The 14,561-nt window shown below is 71.3% G+C and carries 13 protein-coding genes and 1 pseudogene; 6 read left to right on the top strand and 8 right to left on the bottom strand.

Annotation, left to right across the window (positions count from 1 at the left end):
• Positions 1 to 182: 182 nt before the first annotated feature.
• Positions 183 to 737: a type III secretion system chaperone family protein gene (locus AOK03_RS15870; protein WP_079074747.1), complete on the bottom strand. Its 555-nt coding sequence runs from the start codon at positions 735 to 737 to the stop codon at positions 183 to 185.
• Positions 730 to 2,103 carry a D-inositol-3-phosphate glycosyltransferase gene (gene mshA, locus AOK03_RS15865; RefSeq protein ID WP_055565908.1) on the bottom strand — a complete coding sequence of 458 codons (1,374 nt, stop codon included), beginning with the start codon at positions 2,101 to 2,103 and terminating at the stop codon, positions 730 to 732. The genes AOK03_RS15870 and mshA overlap by 8 nt, the downstream gene beginning before the upstream one ends.
• A gap of 169 nt (positions 2,104 to 2,272) precedes the next feature.
• Here mshA and AOK03_RS15860 point away from each other — a divergent pair, with 169 nt between their 5' ends.
• From AOK03_RS15860 to AOK03_RS15850, 3 genes are all read left to right on the top strand, one after another.
• A complete protein-coding gene (locus AOK03_RS15860; RefSeq protein WP_079074746.1) occupies positions 2,273 to 3,097 on the top strand; it encodes an SAM-dependent methyltransferase in 825 nt (274 codons plus the stop codon).
• Positions 3,098 to 3,311: 214 nt separating this feature from the next.
• Complete coding sequence (locus AOK03_RS15855) at positions 3,312 to 4,373, top strand: C40 family peptidase (protein WP_055565903.1); 1,062 nt, start codon at positions 3,312 to 3,314, stop codon at positions 4,371 to 4,373.
• A 284-nt stretch (positions 4,374 to 4,657) separates the two neighbouring features.
• A complete protein-coding gene (locus AOK03_RS15850) occupies positions 4,658 to 5,992 on the top strand; it encodes a PP2C family protein-serine/threonine phosphatase (RefSeq protein ID WP_055565902.1) in 1,335 nt (444 codons plus the stop codon).
• 14 nt (positions 5,993 to 6,006) lie between these two features.
• On the opposite strand, the gene AOK03_RS15845 is transcribed toward AOK03_RS15850, so the two are convergent.
• The 3 genes from AOK03_RS15845 to AOK03_RS15835 form a co-directional block, all read right to left on the bottom strand.
• Positions 6,007 to 6,339 (bottom strand): DUF2516 family protein, encoded by a 333-nt coding sequence (locus AOK03_RS15845; RefSeq protein WP_208609543.1) that lies wholly within the window; start codon positions 6,337 to 6,339, stop codon positions 6,007 to 6,009.
• A 110-nt stretch (positions 6,340 to 6,449) separates the two neighbouring features.
• Positions 6,450 to 7,040: a hypothetical protein gene (locus AOK03_RS15840; protein WP_055565901.1), complete on the bottom strand. Its 591-nt coding sequence runs from the start codon at positions 7,038 to 7,040 to the stop codon at positions 6,450 to 6,452.
• A gap of 113 nt (positions 7,041 to 7,153) precedes the next feature.
• Positions 7,154 to 7,579 carry a helix-turn-helix domain-containing protein gene (locus tag AOK03_RS15835; RefSeq protein WP_055565900.1) on the bottom strand — a complete coding sequence of 142 codons (426 nt, stop codon included), beginning with the start codon at positions 7,577 to 7,579 and terminating at the stop codon, positions 7,154 to 7,156.
• Positions 7,580 to 7,782: 203 nt separating this feature from the next.
• Here AOK03_RS15835 and AOK03_RS45180 point away from each other — a divergent pair.
• Positions 7,783 to 7,995, top strand: a pseudogene (locus AOK03_RS45180) (MmyB family transcriptional regulator); the annotation flags it as partial.
• A gap of 60 nt (positions 7,996 to 8,055) precedes the next feature.
• Here AOK03_RS45180 and AOK03_RS15830 read toward each other — a convergent pair.
• Positions 8,056 to 8,922 (bottom strand): GNAT family N-acetyltransferase, encoded by an 867-nt coding sequence (locus tag AOK03_RS15830; RefSeq protein ID WP_055565906.1) that lies wholly within the window; start codon positions 8,920 to 8,922, stop codon positions 8,056 to 8,058.
• A 124-nt stretch (positions 8,923 to 9,046) separates the two neighbouring features.
• Between AOK03_RS15830 and AOK03_RS15825 the strand changes: the two genes are divergently transcribed.
• A complete protein-coding gene (locus AOK03_RS15825; protein ID WP_055565899.1) occupies positions 9,047 to 9,799 on the top strand; it encodes a VOC family protein in 753 nt (250 codons plus the stop codon).
• 31 nt (positions 9,800 to 9,830) lie between these two features.
• Here AOK03_RS15825 and rox read toward each other — a convergent pair whose 3' ends face one another.
• Entirely contained in the window at positions 9,831 to 11,270 is a 1,440-nt protein-coding gene (gene rox / locus AOK03_RS15820; protein WP_055565898.1) for a rifampin monooxygenase, read from the bottom strand.
• A gap of 291 nt (positions 11,271 to 11,561) precedes the next feature.
• Here rox and AOK03_RS15815 point away from each other — a divergent pair, with 291 nt between their 5' ends.
• On the top strand, positions 11,562 to 13,961 hold the full coding sequence (locus tag AOK03_RS15815; RefSeq protein WP_055565897.1) for an ATP-binding cassette domain-containing protein: 2,400 nt from the start codon (positions 11,562 to 11,564) through the stop codon (positions 13,959 to 13,961).
• A gap of 130 nt (positions 13,962 to 14,091) precedes the next feature.
• Here AOK03_RS15815 and AOK03_RS15810 read toward each other — a convergent pair whose 3' ends face one another.
• On the bottom strand, positions 14,092 to 14,460 hold the full coding sequence (locus AOK03_RS15810; protein WP_055565905.1) for a winged helix-turn-helix transcriptional regulator: 369 nt from the start codon (positions 14,458 to 14,460) through the stop codon (positions 14,092 to 14,094).
• Between the last annotated feature and the right edge of the window lie 101 nt (positions 14,461 to 14,561).

Below are 14,561 nucleotides of genomic sequence, written 5' to 3'. Positions count from 1 at the left end.
CACGGCTATCGCGCCGCCGAGTACGCCACGTCTGCTGGGGTACGCCATGTGCCGCCACCTTCCGCCATCCATGGATGTGAACGAGGTTCACGTCTGCGACGGACGAGAGCATGGCACGGGCGTGCGTCTGGCGGAAGGGTGTGGGCGCCCGGCGAAGCGCGTTCCTCGGCCGCGTGGCTGAGTCAGATCCGCGGCTGAGTCAGATGTGTGAACGCATCGAGGTTCCGCGTGGACTCGCCCCGGGAGACCCGCCACTCGTACTCCTTGCGGATCGCCGACGCGAATCCCAGCTCCAGGAGCGTGTTGAAGGAGTCGTCCGAGGCGGAGAGGACCGCGCCGAGGAGGCGGTCCAGTTCGGCCGGGGTGACCGCGGCGAGCGGCAGCTTGCCCGCGAGGTAGATGTCGCCGAGCGAGTCGATCGCGTAACTGATGCCGTAGAGGCGGAGGTTCCGCTCCAGGAGCCAGCGGTGCACCGCTTCGTGGTTCTCGTCGGGATGGCGGATCACGAAGGCGTTCAGCGAGAGGGAGTGGTTGCCGACGCGCAGCGAGAGCGTCGTGGAGAGCTTCCGGGTGCCCGGCAGCTTCACCACGTACGAACCGGGCTCCGGGGCCTCCCATTCGAGCTCGGCGTCGTCCAGCGTCCGCTCGATGACCGCCGTGGGGCCCGCCCGCTCGGCCCGTTCTTCCTGCTCGGCCCGTTCTTCCTGTTCAGCCCGTCCCGCCGCCCGCTCAGCCATGGTGCGAGCGTACGTGACGGTGCGCGGTGCGGAAGTCGTGCATCGCCGCGGTGTAGACGTCCGCCGTGGCCGACGCCGCCGTGTCCCAGCCGAAGGACTGCGCGTGCGAGGCGGCGGCCTCCCCCATGCGGTCCACAAGCTGTGGATGATCGGCGAAATCGCGCAGCACGCGCGCGTAGTGCGCCGGGTCGTGGCCGGAGATCAGGAATCCGGTGACCTCGTCGCGCACCGCGACGGGCAGGCCGCCCACCGAGGCGGCGAGGACCGGCGTGCCCGCGGCCTGCGCCTCGATGGCGACGAGGCCGAAGGACTCGCTGTAGGAGGGCATCACCAGGACCGAGGCCGCCCGGAACCAGTCCGCCAGCTGCTCCTGGCCGACCGGCGGCTGGAAGCGGACGACGTCCGCGATCCCCAGCTTCGCGGCCAGCTTCTGCAGCCCCTCGGGCTTCGCGAGGCCGCTGCCGCTCGGGCCGCCGACTATGGGGACGACGATGTTCGAGCGCAGCGCCGGACGCTCGTCCAGCAGGACGGCGACGGCACGGAGCAGCAGGTCGGGGGCCTTCAGGGGCTGGATGCGGCCCGCGAAGAGCGGCACGAGGGCGTCCTGCGGCAGGCCCAGGCGGTGCCGGGCGGCGGCGCGGCCGTCGGCGGGGCGGAACCGTTCGAGGTTCACGCCGGGGTGGACGACGGCGACCTTGCCGGGGTCGGCTTCGTAGTGGCGTACGAGCTCGTCGGCCTCTTCGGAGGTGTTGGCGATGAGGCGGTCGGCGGCCCGGACGATCTGGGTCTCGCCGATGACGCGGGCGGCGGGCTCGGGGGTGTCGCCGGTGGCGAGCGCCGCGTTCTTGACCTTCGCCATGGTGTGCATGGCGTGCACGAGCGGCACGCCCCAGCGTTCGGCCGCGAGCCAGCCGACGTGGCCGGAGAGCCAGTAGTGGGAGTGGACCAGGTCGTAGTAGCCGGGCCGGTGGCCCGCCCAGGCCTGCATCACGCCGTGTGTGAAGGCGCAGAGCTGGGCCGGCAGCTCTTCCTTGGCGAGCCCTTCGTAGGGGCCCGCGTCGACGTGGCGCACGAGGATGCCGGGCGCCAGTTCCACGGCGGGCGGGAGCCCGCCGGTGGTGGCGCGCGTGAAGATCTCGACCTCGATGTTGATCGCGGCGAGGCGCTTGGCGAGCTCGACGATGTAGACGTTCATGCCGCCCGCGTCGCCCGTGCCGGGCTGGTGCAGGGGCGAGGTGTGCACGCTCAGCATCGCCACGCGGCGCGGACGGCGCTGCGCGCCGGGAATGCCGGAGATGCCGGGAATGCGGAGCCTCGGGGGTGCCGCCGGGGAGCGACGCCCGAGCCTGGACACGTACTGGCTCACGTGGCGGTCCTCCTTGCGTACGTGCATGGCTACGGGCATGACTCAGAGGAGGGCGTACGTTCCTCCAGAGGGAGAACACCGGAGCCCGCTGCTCCATTTCCAACCTGTCCGTTTTTACCAAAGCATTACGCTGCCTCCCTCAACTGCCATCCCCGCATACCCTTCTCCCATGGCCCCACGCACCTCTTCCCGCCCCGTGGGAACGGTGACGCGCGGGACCACGAATCCGAACCGGCTGCGCCGCATGGACCGCTGGATCGCGGCCGTCCACGGCGCGGCGCTGCGCCGCGCCGCGGACCCCGTCGCCGTCGACCTCGGTTACGGCGCCTCCCCCTGGACCGCCGTCGAACTGCTCCTCAGGCTGCGTACCGTCGCCCCACGCGCGCGTGTCGTCGGCATCGAGATCGATCCGGCGCGCGTCGCGGCCGCCGCGCCCTACGCGCGCGAGGGCCTCACCTTCCGGCACGGCGGCTTCGAGGTCCCGCTGGCGGGGCCGCCCGGAGCGGGTTCGCCCGGCGCGCGGCCGGTCCTGATCCGCGCCGCGAACGTCCTGCGGCAGTACGACGAGGAGCAGGTCGCCGCCGTCTGGGAGCGGCTCCGCGCCCGCCTCTCCCCCGGCGGGCTGCTCGTCGAGGGCACCTGCGACGAGATCGGGCGGCGGCACGTGTGGGTCGCGCTCGGGCCCGAAGGTCCGCGCACGGTGACCTTCGCGACGCGGCTCGGCTCCCTGGAGCAGCCCTCCGACCTGGCCGAGCGGCTGCCGAAGGCGCTGATCCACCGGAACGTGCCGGGCGAGCCCGTGCACGCGTTCCTGCGCGACTTCGACCGGGCCTGGGCGGCCGCCGCGCCCTACGCCTCGTACGGAGCGCGCCAGCGGTGGATCAGGACGGTGCGGGACCTGACCGCCGACTGGCCGGTCCTTGACGGGGTGTCACGGTGGCGGCAGGGCGAAGTGACGGTTCGCTGGGCGGCGTTGGCGCCCCGGTCGGGGTGAACCCCGAGGCCACTTCGGGGCCACCCGGACGTCACCCGGAGATGGTCGGGTGAACGGGACGACACGGGAACGATCCCCGCATGCCGTACGTCACATGGGGCGGGCGAGGGATCAGAGTTGGTGTCGGGCTCTGTCCTATCGAGCGCTGACATGGCACGATCCCGATGACGACCGGAAGTTACTGACGGTAAATCAGCTTTGGGGGTGGCGGAGCGTGACTGGCAAGCGATACTCGACGGCGACGGCCGTGGCGCTGATCTGCGCGGCGACGGTGCTGACCGCACCGGGGACGGCCTTCGCGAGCCCGGCGAGTGCCCCCGCCGACCCCACACCCCGCACGGACAAGTCCCTCGAAGAGGTCCGCAAGGAGATCGACGATCTCTACCACGACGCGGGCGTGGCCACGGATGCGTACAACGCGGCCGAGGAGAAGGCCGACAAGCAGTCCGAGCAGATCGTGCAGCTGGCCAAGGACATCGCCAAGGGCCAGGCGAAGCTCAAGAAGCTGAAGGCCCGCGCGGGCGCCGCGGCCCGTGCGCAGTATCGCGGCGGGGGCATGCCGTCCGAGGCCCAGCTGATGCTCAGCGACGACCCGGGCCAGTTCCTGGACGGCGCGAGGCGCATGCGGCAGGGCGAGAAGGCCACCAAGGGCATGCTGACCGAGCTGGAGAGAACGCAGGACGACCTGCGGGTCTATGCGGAGGACGCCACCGCCCGCTGGACGAAGCTGGAAGCCAGCCGCAAGTCGAAGGCGGCCGCGAAGAAGAAGATCAAGAAGAAGATCGCGGCCGCCGAGAAGATCGAGTCGACGCTGGAGAAGAAGGAGCAGGAGCGGCTGCGGAAGCTGGAGGAGGCGGCCGCCCTCAAGAAGCAGTCGGCGTGGGTGAGTTCCGGCGTCCTGAAGGACATCGACGGCAAGGCGTCGGCCCGGGGCAAGAAGGCCATCGAGTTCGCCACCTCCCAGATCGGCAAGCCGTACGTATGGGGCGCCGAGGGCCCGGGTTCGTACGACTGCTCGGGGCTCACCTCCAAGGCCTGGGCGTCCGCCGGGCGGGGCATTCCGCGGACGTCGCAGGAGCAGTGGAAGCAGCTGCCGCGCGTCGACATCAAGAACATGCGCCCCGGTGACCTGATCATTTACCACTCGGACGCGAGCCACGTGGGGATGTACCTGGGCGACGGCGCGATCGTCCACGCACCGCGTCCGGGCCGGAACGTGACGATCACGGGCGCGGGCTCGATGCAGATACTCGGAGTCGTACGCCCCGACAAGTAGCCGCGCCCTCCCCCGCCCCGCGGACCGGACCGCCCCGTCCCTGCCCGACCGGCGCCCGTGTGACCCAGCGCACGCCGGGACGGCCCGCTCAACCCTCACGGCGTGATGTTCGTCATCCCCCGCGGGACCGTGCCGTGCCCAATTGCGTTCCTGGATGCGGCATATGACGGTGGCCGTTCGCCGTGCGCCATTCCAATGGAGGCGCGGCTACCGCTATGGTCCCCGTCGGTGCCGCGTCGACCTGCGCGGCACCATGCCCTCGGGGGGAGGGAAGGAACCAAACGATGCCCGTACCCATACCGCGGCAGAGAGCGATCCCGGCCGCGGAAGGCGGTCAGGCTCATGCGGCGCCCCCGCACGACTCGACGGCGCCCGCCCACGAAGGCAGCAGCACCAACAGCACCACCGGCTACAACAACAGCATCAGCAGCAACGGCTCCGGACTCAGCCTGCTGGTGATCGAGGACGACCCCGCGGGATCGCTCAGCGTTCCCGAGCTCCTCGACTCCGCGGGCAAGCCCATCCGCATCCGCACCGCCCGCAACCTCACCGAGGCCGAGCGGCTGCTCACGGACGACGTGCACTGCATCCTGCTCGACCTCGCCCTGCCGGCCCCCGGCACCGCCGAAGGCGACGAGGACGAGCTCGTCGCCCTCAAGCACGTGCTGCGCCTCGCGCCCCGGCACGCCGTCCTCGCGCTCACCGCGAACGACGACTCCGAGCGCGGCGCCGAGGCCGTGCGCGTCGGCGCCCAGGACTACCTCTTCCGGGACGAGCTGGACGCCCGGCTGCTGAGCCGCGCCATCCGGTACGCGGTCGAGCGCAAGCGCGCCGACGCCGCCCAGCGCCAGCTGACGGAGTCGCGCCTGCGCGCCCAGGAGAACGCCCGCCTGGAGCGCGGCCTGCTGCCGACACCGCTCCTGGAGGGCTCACCGCTGCGCTTCGCCGCCCGCTACCGGCCGGGCAGGTCCCGCGCGCTGCTCGGCGGCGACTTCTACGACACCGTGCGCACGCCCGACGGCTCCGTGCACGTCATGATCGGCGACGTCTGCGGCCACGGCCCCGACGAGGCGGCGCTCGGCGTGGAGCTGCGCATCGCCTGGCGCGCGCTGACCTTCGCGGGCCTGTGCGGCGACGAGCTGCTCTCCACGCTGCAGAAGGTCCTGGAGCACGAGCGCGCGGACGACGAGATCTTCGCGACGCTCTGCACGGTCGACATCGCCCCCGACGGCCGCAGGGCCGGTCTCTGCCTCGCCGGGCACCCGTCGCCGCTGATCGCGCGCGAGGGGCGGCCGGCCGAGCTTCTTCCGTACGAGGACGGCGGCCCCGCGCTGGGCCTCCTGCCGCGTGCCCGCTGGCCGCGCCGCCAGGTGGAGCTGGGCGGCAAGTGGAGCCTGATGCTCTACACGGACGGCCTGATCGAGGGCCGCATCGGCCAGGGCAATCAGCGCCTGGGGCAGGAGGGCATGGTGGAGATGGTCCGCCGCCAGATCGCCGCGGGGCTGCAGGGGGACGAGCTGCTGGAGGCGGCCGTGAACGAGGTGCGCGACCTCAACGGCGGGGACCTGACGGACGACGTGGCGGTACTGCTCCTGGACCGGACGCCCGGGGCCCGCTGAGTCCCGGCCGGGGGCTACCGGCCGCCGTTGTACGGCCCGTACGGCCCGTCGCTGCTGGAGCCGCCGCGGCGGCCGCCGCCGCCCGTGATCTGCCGGATCGCGGGGCGCACGTCGACCATGTACACGATGGTGGCGACGAGGCCGATGATCGGCAGGAACGACAGGATCGGGAAGAGCAGGTTCACCACGAAGGCGATGCCGAGAATGATCAGCCAGAACGGCTTGGTCTTCTTGTCCGCCGCGCGATAGGCGTCCTCGCGCCGGACGGCGGCGTCGATGAGCGCGAATCCGCTGAAGACGATCAGGGCCAGCGACAGCAGCCACATGAAGTTCGCGAACCCTTGCATCAGCACAACGTCCACCACCAGTCTCGGCTCATCGATTACGCGGCAACGGTACCCGCTACGTCGTCAACGGGGCGGACACTCCGTGAGTGCCCGCCCCCGCACACCGCGTGCTACTTGGCGGGCGGCGTGGTCTTCTTCGCGGTCGTCTTCTTGGCCGGGGCCTTCTTGGCGGCCGGCTTCTTCGCCGGGGCGGCGGCAGCGCTCTTGGGAGCGGCGGACTGCGCCGTCTTGGGCTGCGCCGGCTCCTCGTCGGGCTCGACCGTCTCGGCCAGGTCGAGGATCTCCTCGGCGGCCTCGCCGCGCCACGACTTCACGGCCTGCTCACCGTGCTCGGCGACCTCGTCGTACTTCTCGCGCGCCTTGACCGCGAGCTCGGCGGCCACGCCGACACCGCGCAGCGCGAGGTCCTGGGCGCTCTCGCCGAGCTTCTTCAGGTCGGTGTCGATCGAGCCGAGCACCTCGGTGACCTTGGCCTGGATGGCCTCCTGCGCCTCCTTGGCGCGGGCACCGGCCTTGTCCTGGACGGCCTTCGGGTCGGTGTTGCGCACCGCGTCGAAGCGGGACGGCGCCTCGGCGATCAGCTGCTCGACGAGGCCCGGGACCTTCTTCGCCTGCTGGAAGGCGAGGTCCGCGGACCCGGCGACGAAGTACGCGGGGGTGGGGTTGCTCAGGGTCTTGCGCAGGTCATCGGTGATGGCCATGACGAGGGTCCTCCCGGATTCGCGTCGGCTTGCTCAGCGCGTTGAGCGCATTCGGCTTGCGGGTCAGTGCGTTCAGTGCGTCGATGTGCGGGTCAGCGCGTCGACGCGCTTGATCACGGTGTCTGCTTCGGGTCGGCATCACGGCCGTCGGCCGCGTCGGAGTGCTCCGCGAGGTCCTCGTACGACGACGTCTCGAAGCCGTTCTCCTTGCGGAACGACTCGTAGATCTGCAACAGCACCTGCTTCTGGCGCTCGTTGATGGAGGGGTCGGCGAGGATGACGGCGCGCGTCTCCAGCTCGTCCCGCTCCTTCTCGTCGAGGATCCCGGCCCGCACGTACAGCGTCTCGGCGGAGATCCGCAGGGCCTTGGCGACCTGCTGCAGAACCTCGGCGCTCGGCTTGCGCAGGCCGCGCTCGATCTGGCTCAGATACGGATTGGACACCCCGGCGGCATCGGCGAGCTGCCGCAGCGAGAGCTGCGCACTGCGCCGCTGTTCGCGCAGGTACTCACCGAGGTTGCCGACGTGGAGCGATGCCATGCCTCGATGGTGCAGCATCCTTGCTAACTTTTGCAAGCGGCTGCTTGCAAAAGTGCGCTACGCCACTGGGCAACGGGTGCGGCCGGCACGGGTCGGCGACCTGCACGGTGAGCTGGGCCACGTGCGCGCCGTCCTCGGCGAGCGTCTCGTGCAGCAGGCGCACCACGTAGGCGGACTCCGCCGCCCGGCGCGGCCGACTCGATGACTTCATCGCCAGCATGCGCGACAGCGGCGGCACCCTTCGGGCCCCGTGGGACACCCACGACGTCTACGACCGCATCCACGGCGCAAAGCAGCTGCAGGTGCCGGGAGTCGGCCTGCTGAGCCCGGAGTACGAGACGTTCGACCTGGCAGGACACGAAGGGCACGTGCTGTACGTGTACTTCGGCCGGGACGGCAGCGACGACGAGGCAACCATCCGCCGGCTCGCCGCCGAGTGGACGCTTCCCGGGCCCCGCGGACCCACGGACCGGCGCCTAGGCCCCCCGGTACCGGTCCCGCATCTCGGGGCGCCGTTCGAAGCCGGCCGACTCGTACGTGGCGACGGCGGCCGTGTTCGAGCTCGGGGTGCAGACGAGCGCGCTCGACGAGCCCAGTTCCTGGAGTGCGGCCGCCGCGGCGACGCTGATCGCCTCGCCGTACCCGCGACGGCGGTGGTCCCGGTGCACGCCCATCGGTTCGAGCAACCCGGGCCTGCCAGGACCGGCCGACCACACGGTCACCGCCGCCACCGCGTCGTCCCGGTCGTCGTACGCGACCAGACACCGGGCGTCGGCGTACGGCAGTCCGGCCGCCATCGCGTGCCAGCGCTCGACCGTGAACCTCGACCCGTCGAACGCCGCCCCGAGCACGGCGACGTGCACGTGCGCCCGCTCCGGCCCGATCGCCTCGATCCGCAGACCCGGGTCCCCCACCGGGCCGGTGAGGTCGCGGCGCAGCGGCGTCCAGGGGTCGTCCATGGGCCAGCCGGCCTCGCCCAGCAGGTCGTGGACCAGGGCGCCCATGGGCGTCTCGATGTTCGCCCTCCCCTCGGGCAGCACGCCACGCTCCGGGCCGGTCGCGTCGGCCACCAGCCGCCGTGCCAGCTCCTCGTCCCCGTGGGCGTCCGGCGCGATCGTCAGCCGCAGCGTGTCGGGGCCGTCCAGCAGTCCGACGGCGAGGATCCGGCCGTCCCTGCGCCACGTCCTGACCGCCGCGGCGGTCGCCTCCGCGCCCGACCTCCAGAACCAGCCCAGGTCCCCCGGATGCAGCTGCATCGGCGCCCCGTCGTACTGCCATTCCCGCAGCGCGTCCACGGCCTCGCCCAGCCCGTCGCCTCCTGGCCTTCCCAGCACGATCGTCATGGGCCCGATCACACACCACCGCACAGGACCACCGCATCCGATTTCCGGTGCGCCCGGGGAAGTTGATCCACAAAGCCGCGGAAAGCCATGGATCTCTTCTGGCGGCGTGCATAGGGTCGCCCACATGGCTCTGCGACCGGTGAACGTGAACATCAAGGCCCTGGACAACGAGGCCGTCGGCGACTTCTGGGCCGGGGCGCTCGGCTGGGGCGTGTCCAGCGAGGGGCCCGGTGTCACCAACGTCGAACCCGGCGGCGACTTCGTCTGGCCGGACGCGTCCGCCCTCTGCGTCGACGTGGTCATCGTCCCGGAGGGCAAGACCAGGGCGAAGAACCGGGTGCACCTCGACCTCGCCACCACCTCCCTCGCCCATCAGGCGGAGTTGGTCGCCCGCCTGGAGGGTCTCGGCGCGACACCCGTCGACGTGGGCCAGGGCGACGTCCCGTGGGTGGTCCTCGCCGACCCGGAGGGCAACGAGTTCTGCGTGCTGGAGCCCCGGGAGATCTACCGGGACACCGGGCCGGTCGCCGCCATCGTGGTCGACTGCGAGGACCCGCGGGCCATGGCGCGGTTCTGGGGCGGGGGAACGGACTTGACCGTGCACGAGGTGACCGACGACAAGGCGGTGCTGCGGTCCCCCAAGGGCGTCGGCCCGTACCTCGAGTTCCTCCGCGTGCCCGGCGGGAAGACCGCGCCGGACCGCGTCCACATCGACCTCATGGCGTACGCCGGTGAGGACCAGGAGACGGAGGTGGCCCGGCTGCGCGCCCTCGGCGCCACCGACCTCGACCTCGGCCAGGGCGACGTCCCGTGGAAGTGCCTGACCGACCCGGAGGACCACGAGTTCTGCGTCCTGGCCTCGCGTCCCGCGCCCTGACGACGCGGGGCCCCGACACCCCGCCGGCGCCTCAGTCGGCGGCTCGGTCGGCGGCCTTGCCGAACCACGTGGGCAGCTGCCCGAGCAGCTCCTGCCGGTCGTCGCCGACCCACGCCACGTGCCCGTCCGGACGCAGCAGCACCGCGGGCACGTCCAGCTCCTCGCTGACGTCGACGACGTGGTCGACCCGGTCCTCCCAGCCCGCGACCGAGAGCCGGCCCGTCTGGTCGAGCAGCAGCCCGCGGCCGCCGTGCATCAGCTCGAAGAGGCGGCCCCGCTTCAGGCCCACGTCCCGCATCCGGCGGCCGAGCAGCCCGTGGCCCCCGCCGAAGTCGTACCGGACGCCGATCCCCGTGATCTTCTCGATCAGGTGCCGGTTCACCTCCTCGAAGTCGATCAGCTCCGACATCAGCCGGCGCACCGCCTGGGCCCCCGGCTCGACCGACATCAGCTGCATCTGCGCGCGCGTGTTGTCCAGCACCTCGGCGGCCACCGGGTGCCGCTCCGCCTCGTAGCTGTCGAGGAGGGCGTCCGGCGCCCACCCGTTGACCGTGGCGGCCAGCTTCCAGCCGAGGTTGAACGCGTCCTGGAGCCCGAGGTTGAGCCCCTGTCCGCCGGTCGGCGGGTGGATGTGCGCCGCGTCCCCGGCCAGCAGCACGCGGCCGACCCGGTAGCGCTCGGCGAGCCGGGTGGCGTCGCCGAAACGGGAGAGCCAGCGCGGCGAGTGCACACCGAAGTCGGTGCCCGCGAACGCCCGCAGCTGCTGCTGGAAGTCCGCCAGGGTCGGCGGGGTCGCCCGGTCCTCCGCGACGCCGTCGGCGGGCACGATGACGCGGTACGCCCCGTCGCCGAGCGGCATCGCGCCGAACCGCAGCTGCGTCTTGCGGACCTCGGCGACCACCTCCGCGAGCTCCTCGGGCGACACGGTCATCTCCATCTCGCCCAGCAGCGTCTCGACCTTGCTGGGCTCCCCCGGGAAGCCGACGCCGAGCAGCTTGCGCACCGCGCTGCGGCCGCCGTCGCAGCCGACGAGGTAGCGCGAGCGCAGCCGCGTGCCGTCGGCCAGTTCGACCGTCACCCCGTCGTCGTCCTGGTCGAGACCGGCCACCTCACAGCCGCGCCTGACCTCGACGCCCAGTTCGGCCGCGTGCTCGGCCAGCAGCCGCTCGGTGACCTGCTGCGGAATGGCGAGCACGTACGAATGCGCGGTGTCCATCCGCTCCGGCCACTCCTTGGCCAGGCCCGCGAAGAAGCCACCGGCCCTGATCCGCCGGCCCTCCGCCTCGAAGCGCGCCAGCAGACCGCGCTGGTCCATCACCTCGATGCTGCGCACGTGCAGGCCCTGCGCACGAGACTGCTTGGTCGGCTCCGTCTCCTTCTCGAGGATGAGGACGTCCACGCCCTGCAGCCGCAGTTCGGCGGCCATCATCAGGCCGGTCGGTCCGCCGCCGGCGATGATTACGTCAGCCATGAGAATCCCCTGTTCGACGAGCTCGGAGGGGAGATTGTGCAGGGCGACCGGGGCCTTGCCGCAAGGCCCCCTGTGCGCTATAAGTTAAGAGTGGCAAGGAGTGGGTTTCCCTCCTTGCCTTTCGTGTTTCCCCCTCCCTTTCCTGGGCCTCTCCCCCTGCTCTCCCCCTCGGGCCTGCGTCGGGACGCGGTTGTCAGACCCCCCGGCTAGCGTGACCAAGAGCACTGCTTTCACGCCAACTCCTTCCCGTACGGCACCACGTACGGGACTCGCTGCCCCGCGGAGACAACGATGAGCAAGCCCAGGACGCACGCCGCCGACAGCCACGACCTGATCCGCGTGCACGGTGCCCGCGAGAACAACCTCAAGGACGTCAGCATCGAGATCCCGAAGCGCCGTCTGACGGTGTTCACCGGGGTCTCCGGCTCGGGCAAGAGCTCGCTGGTGTTCGACACGATCGCCGCGGAGTCCCAGCGGCTCATCAACGAGACGTACAGCGCCTTCGTGCAGGGCTTCATGCCGAACCAGGCACGCCCCGAGGTCGACGTGCTCGACGGCCTCACCACCGCGATCACCGTCGGCCAGCAGCGGATGGGCGGCGACCCCCGCTCCACGGTCGGCACCGCCACCGACGCCAACGCGATGCTGCGCATCCTCTTCAGCCGGCTCGGCAAGCCGCACATCGGCCCGCCCGGCGCGTACTCCTTCAACACCGCGTCGGTCCGGGCGACCGGCGCGATCACCGTGGAGCGCGGCAACAAGACCGCGGCGCAGAAGGCGACGTACCAGCGCACCGGCGGCATGTGCACGCACTGCGAGGGCCGGGGCACCGTCTCCGACATCGACCTCACGCAGCTGTACGACGACTCCAAGTCGCTGGCCGAGGGCGCGTTCACCATCCCCGGCTGGAAGTCGGACAGCCAGTGGACCGTGCAGGTGTACGCCCAGTCGGGCTTCGTCGACCCGGACAAGCCGATCCGTGAGTACTCGAAGAAGGAGCTGCGGGACTTCCTCTACGGGGACGCGGTCAAGGTGAAGGTCAACGGCGTGAACCTCACCTATGAAGGGCTGATCCCCAAGATCCAGAAGTCGTTCCTGGCCAAGGACAAGGAGTCGATGCAGCCGCACATCCGGGCGTTCGTGGAGCGCGCGGTCACCTTCACCACCTGCCCCGAGTGCGACGGCACCCGGCTCAGCGAGGGAGCCCGCTCCTCGAAGATCAAGCGGAAGAGCATCGCCGACCTCTGCGCGATGGAGATCCGGGACCTGGCCGACTGGATCCGCGGCCTGCGCGAGTCGTCGCCGGGCGCGGCGAAGAGTGCGTACGACTCGGTGGCGCCGCTGCTCACCGCGCTGCAGCAGACCCTCGACTCGTTCGTGGAGATCGGGCTCGGCTATCTCGCGCTGGACCGGCCCGCGGCCACCCTGTCGGGCGGTGAGGCGCAGCGCGTCAAGATGATCCGCCACCTCGGCTCCTCGCTCACCGACGTCACGTACGTCTTCGACGAGCCCACCATCGGCCTGCACCCCCACGACATCCGGCGGATGAACGACCTGCTGCTGCGCCTGCGGGACAAGGGCAACACCGTGCTCGTCGTGGAGCACAAGCCGGAGACCATCGTGATCGCCGACCACGTCGTCGACCTCGGTCCGGGCGCGGGGACAGCGGGCGGCACCGTCTGCTTCGAGGGCACCGTGGCGGGGCTGCGGGCCTCGGGCACCGTCACCGGCCGCCACTTCGACGACCGGTCCACGCTCAAGGAGACGGTGCGCGAGCCCACCGGCGCGCTGGAGATCCGCGGCGCGACCGCGCACAACCTGCGCGGGGTCGACGTCGACGTCCCGCTCGGCGTGCTCACCGTCGTCACCGGCGTCGCCGGTTCCGGCAAGAGCTCGCTGGTGCACAAGTCGATGCCCGCCGACGCGGGCGTGGTGGCGGTCGACCAGACCCCGATCCGCGGCTCGCGGCGGAGCAACCCCGCGACGTACACCGGCCTGCTCGACCCGATCCGCAAGGCCTTCGCCAAGGCCAACGACGTGAAGCCCGCGCTCTTCAGCGCCAACTCCGAGGGCGCCTGCCCGAGTTGCAACGGCGCCGGGGTCATCTACACCGACCTCGGCATGATGGCGAGCGTCGACACGCCGTGCGAGGACTGCGAGGGCAGGCGGTACCAGGCGTCGGTCCTGGAATACCACCTCGGCGGCCGTGACATCAGCGAGGTCCTCGCGATGTCCGTGGACGAGGCCGAGGAGTTCTTCGGCGACGGCGCGGCGCAGACGCCCGCGGCCCACCGCATCCTGCGCCGCCTGGCGGACGTCGGCCTCGGCTACCTCAGCCTCGGCCAGCCGCTCACCACGCTCTCCGGAGGCGAGCGGCAGCGGCTCAAGCTGGCCACGCACATGGCCGACAAGGGCGGTGTCTACGTCCTCGACGAGCCGACCACCGGCCTCCACCTCGCCGACGTCGAGCAGCTCCTCGGCCTCCTCGACCGGCTCGTCGACGCGGGCAAGTCGGTCATCGTCATCGAGCACCACCAGGCGGTCATGGCGCACGCCGACTGGATCATCGACCTCGGCCCCGGGGCGGGCCACGACGGCGGCAAGGTCGTCTTCGAGGGCACGCCCGCGGAGCTCGTCGCGGCGCGCTCGACGCTCACGGGCGAGCACCTCGCGGAGTACGTCGGCGTCTGACGCACCACCCCACCGATAGCCACTTTTAAGTGGGTACTTGGCTGCGGGCCGCACAGCGGAGAACCTGGTGGTGCAGCGGGGAGCACGGCACCGCGGACGACGACAGGAAGGGGGACGGGACGACGATGCGTCAAGACGCTGCGGGCGACGAGGACTCGTCCCGGTCCTCCGCCATCCTGTCCAGACGCCGGTGGCCCCAGTCCGACAGCGGGGCCAGTGCCGCACAGAGGTCACGGCCGAAGTCCGTGAGGGAGTAGACGGTCTTCAACGGCCTCACGTCGTACACCTCCCGGTGCACGAGGCCGTCCGCCTCCATCTCGCGCAGCGCCTGGGTCAGCACCTTCTCCGTGAGCCCCGGCAGGAGCCGGAGCATCTCGCCGGGGCGGCACGGGCCGCTTTCCAGGGGCCAGAGCAGCGCCGTCTTCCACTTGCCGTCGATCACGGCGATCGCGGCGGTCACACCGCACACGTTCGGGTCCTGCGCACGGCTGCGCGTCATGTCCGCCTCCTCGACCGCCATCCGCATACATACACAGATACACGCGTACGTACGGGAGTTGCCTCATCATGCCCACCCACACCCAACAGTCTGCCGTGACC

Origin of the sequence: Streptomyces atriruber, assembly GCF_001418325.1 — a bacterium.
Classification (GTDB): domain Bacteria; phylum Actinomycetota; class Actinomycetes; order Streptomycetales; family Streptomycetaceae; genus Streptomyces; species Streptomyces atriruber.
The sequence above is the reverse complement of the archived record's forward strand: the minus strand, read 5'-3'. Positions and strand labels throughout refer to the sequence as shown.

Coding starts and splice junctions, on each gene's coding strand:
- AOK03_RS15870 (WP_079074747.1), bottom strand. CDS start 737: ATGGCTGAGCGGGCGGCGGGACGGGCTGAACAGGAAGAACGGGCCGAG.
- AOK03_RS15860 (WP_079074746.1), top strand. CDS start 2,273: ATGGCCCCACGCACCTCTTCCCGCCCCGTGGGAACGGTGACGCGCGGG.
- AOK03_RS15850 (WP_055565902.1), top strand. CDS start 4,658: ATGCCCGTACCCATACCGCGGCAGAGAGCGATCCCGGCCGCGGAAGGC.
- AOK03_RS15845 (WP_208609543.1), bottom strand. CDS start 6,339: ATGCAAGGGTTCGCGAACTTCATGTGGCTGCTGTCGCTGGCCCTGATC.
- AOK03_RS15840 (WP_055565901.1), bottom strand. CDS start 7,040: ATGGCCATCACCGATGACCTGCGCAAGACCCTGAGCAACCCCACCCCC.
- AOK03_RS15835 (WP_055565900.1), bottom strand. CDS start 7,579: ATGGCATCGCTCCACGTCGGCAACCTCGGTGAGTACCTGCGCGAACAG.
- AOK03_RS15830 (WP_055565906.1), bottom strand. CDS start 8,922: ATGACGATCGTGCTGGGAAGGCCAGGAGGCGACGGGCTGGGCGAGGCC.
- AOK03_RS15825 (WP_055565899.1), top strand. CDS start 9,047: ATGGCTCTGCGACCGGTGAACGTGAACATCAAGGCCCTGGACAACGAG.
- rox (WP_055565898.1), bottom strand. CDS start 11,270: ATGGCTGACGTAATCATCGCCGGCGGCGGACCGACCGGCCTGATGATG.
- AOK03_RS15815 (WP_055565897.1), top strand. CDS start 11,562: ATGAGCAAGCCCAGGACGCACGCCGCCGACAGCCACGACCTGATCCGC.
- AOK03_RS15810 (WP_055565905.1), bottom strand. CDS start 14,460: ATGACGCGCAGCCGTGCGCAGGACCCGAACGTGTGCGGTGTGACCGCC.